The organism is Capillibacterium thermochitinicola, assembly GCF_013664685.1.
GTDB classification, from domain to species: Bacteria; Bacillota; UBA4882; order UBA10575; family UBA10575; genus Capillibacterium; species Capillibacterium thermochitinicola.
This window is the reverse complement of the sequence record NZ_JAAKDE010000033.1, coordinates 1-2,968: the sequence shown is the minus strand read 5'-3', so window position 1 is coordinate 2,968 and position 2,968 is coordinate 1. Positions and strand designations below refer to the sequence as shown.

Sequence of the window (2,968 nt, the reverse complement as noted above, 5' to 3'; positions counted from 1 at the left end):
TTCTCACCCTTCTCCTTGCTCGCCCGTAAGGGGTTGCCAATCGTCGCCGTGTCGGAATACTCGTGGTGTTCCATGGGAACCCAGATGTTCTCGGCACCCATGAAGGTCACCATCCCGGAACCGTCGTGCTTGCTGAAGGCCGGACCCATCCACCGCGGCGCATGGGTGCGGTCGGGTTTCGCTTTGCTCATGTCAACGGAGCGGGGGTTGTAGGCCCAAGCCGTACTGGTCTCCACTTCTCCCGCGTGCCAGCCGGGCGTCTCCTCCGGCGGACCCTCAAAGATGTCGCCCACCAGCGAGTAAGCCCGCTCGGTCGGGGTCTTGTACCAGCAGACAAAGCAGTCGGTCTCGTAACGAATCCGGCGCAGCACATCGTCGATGACTTTCGAGTTGCTGCCGTGGTGGCTGACGAAGACGATCTTGTTGAAACCATGGTAGATCATGCTCATCGCCAGGTCATACACAACCGCCCGGTAGGTGTTCCCGGAGAAGGTCAAGGTACCGGTCCCCTGTTTCACTTCACCCATGTGGTGCGGAGAATATCCAACCGGAATCAGCGGTGTATAGCAGGTCTTGGCAATCGGCGCCGCCGCCTCCACCACTCCCATGGTGGTAAAGCTGTCGGTCCCAAGCGGACAGTGGGCGCCGTGCTTTTCGGTCGAACCCATCGGGATCATGATCACGTCGTTGGTCTTGAGGTATTCGGCTACTTCTTCATAGCCTTTTTCGGCAATGTTCCATAAGTCTTTTCTTGACATGTGTTTGCCTCCTTTAAGATTTGTTTTTGGTTTATGGCTTTTAGATAAACCCCAGCGCTTTGATGTTCGCCTCCAGGTCGGCTTTCTGTTCGGCGGTCAGCGGACGTAACGGGTGCCGCGGGTCGCCGCCGGTGTAGCCCGCCAGGTTCATGGCGCTCTTGACGGCCGCAACGCCGCCAAAACCGGAGACTTTTTTATTCAACTCAACCAGTTTGGCGTTGAGCTGTTCGGCTTCTTCCATGTTCCCCGCCTTATAGGCTTCGTAGAGTTTCGCACAGGCGTCGGGGAAGACGTTGGCCAGGGACAGGACGCCGCCCACACCGCCGGCTTTCAAGAGGTCCAGGAAGAAACCGGCCGAACCGGCCAAGAGGTAGAAGTCTTTCCCTTCCGCTGCTTCTAAGTATTTCTGGTAGTTGCCGCGGGAGCTGTCTTTCATCCCGACGACGTTGGGGTGTTCGGCCACCCGCCGGATGACTTCCGGGCTGATTAAAACGTCGGCCGCGACGGAGGGGTTGTTGTATAGTAAGACCGGAACGGGCGACGCATCCGCCACTTTGATGATGTAGTCGGTATAGGCGTCGTCGTCCAGGTGTTTCCGGAAGAAGTGGGGCATTAGAAGACTCACGCTTTTGGCACCGATCTTCGCCGCTTCTTTGGTGATGTCGATGGTCTCTTTGGTGCTCTCGGCGCTGGTGCCCGCCATGACGATTTTGTCCGGCGCCGCATTGTCCACGACGGTCTTCAGGACTTTCAGGCGCTCTTCCACCGACAGGGAGCGGAATTCGCCGTTGGTCCCCAACACAAAGTAGCCGCGCAGTCCGGTCCGGTTCATCTTTTTGACGTTTTCGACGATCCCGTCGTAGAGGATTTCATCGTTCTTAAACGGGGTGACCATCGGGGTGAAAACGCCCGACAGTTGTTCTCTGATTGTCATTGTCTAACTACACCTCCCTATTTGCTTACCATGGCGAGATAGCTCGCAACCACCCGGTCAATGAATTCTGGGTCGTTGATGTGGGCATCCACCTCCTCCACCTCAATCGCCGGCGCAAGATGCGCTTTGAAGGCGCTGATGAAGGCCTGGTTGCCAACGGGGTCCCACAGTTCGTGCCCTTCACGGTTGGGGAAGGAAAAACCTCTAAGGGGCAGGAGGACTTTGACCGGGCCCCGGGCTTTGTTCAGTTTGGCCGCCACCAGTCCGGCCACGGCCTCCAGTTCCTCCGGGGTCAGCCGGACCAGGGTCAAGGTGGGGTTGTGGACGATGTAGGGCCGTTTCTTCAGCTCCGGACTTAAGCTGTCCACCGGCCCCTGCACGGTGTATTCTATGCTCCCGGGGGCGATCACTTGGGGAAGTCCTTTCTCCGCCGCCGCTTCCAAACGGTAGTCTTTGATCGAACCGTGCAGCCCGCCCACCATCCGGTCGGCCAGTTCGTGGAGGTTGATGTCCAGGACGCCGCTGAAGTAGCCTTCCCGGATCAGGTCTTCCATGGCGATTCCGCCGGTCCCGTTCTGGTGGAAGGCGATCACTTCGTAGCCTTCCGCCGCCATCAGCCGCTGCGCCCGCAGCGCCCCAGGGGTGGTCGTCCCCAGCATGGACATGGCAACGGCGTTTCCGCTCTGAACATCTTTAATCTGACCAACATTATTCTTTACCATTCCACAGATCGCCGCCGCCGCGTTCTCAAACAGCCGGGTGATTAAGGTGTTAACCCCCTGCACGTCGACAACGGAGTGCATCATCATGACGTCTTTTGTCCCGACAAAGGGGCCAAAGGTGGCGGTGCCCGATGCGACGGTGGAGATCATGATCTTCGGCACGCCGAAGGGGAGGTTCTTCATGACGGCTGTACCTATGTTGGTTCCCTGGGCACCGCCAAAACTGATCACGCCGTTAAATTTCCCGGCGGCAAACAGCCGCTGGGCCATGGTTTGGGCCCCCGCAATCATGACTTCGATGCATTTTCCTTTGTTGCCGGTGGCCACCAGCTGGTCGATGGGCATCCCGCCCGCCAGGGCCACCTCTTCCCGGGTGACGTCCGGCTTTAACTCACGGGGAGAGGACAATACCCCGGTGTCCATCACCAGGGTCTTGACGCCTTTGGCTTCAATTATCCGCTTTAAGTATGCGGCTTCTTTTTCTTTGGTGTCCAAGGTCGCAATAAGTAAGACCGTTGGTTCCATCCCTCAAGAACCTCCTTTGCTCCGTTTCA

General features: G+C 58.0%; 3 protein-coding genes. All 3 read right to left on the bottom strand.

Annotated elements, in window-relative coordinates:
- On the bottom strand, window positions 1-758 hold a 758-nt coding region (locus tag G5B42_RS10640; RefSeq protein ID WP_181340459.1), incomplete at its 3' end, for a creatininase family protein.
- 40 nt (window positions 759-798) lie between these two features.
- Window positions 799-1,692, bottom strand: coding sequence for a dihydrodipicolinate synthase family protein (locus G5B42_RS10635; RefSeq protein ID WP_181340458.1), 894 nt, complete (start codon window positions 1,690-1,692; stop codon window positions 799-801).
- 17 nt (window positions 1,693-1,709) lie between these two features.
- A complete protein-coding gene (locus G5B42_RS10630; RefSeq protein WP_181340457.1) occupies window positions 1,710-2,939 on the bottom strand; it encodes a Tm-1-like ATP-binding domain-containing protein in 1,230 nt (409 codons plus the stop codon).
- Between the last annotated feature and the right edge of the window lie 29 nt (window positions 2,940-2,968).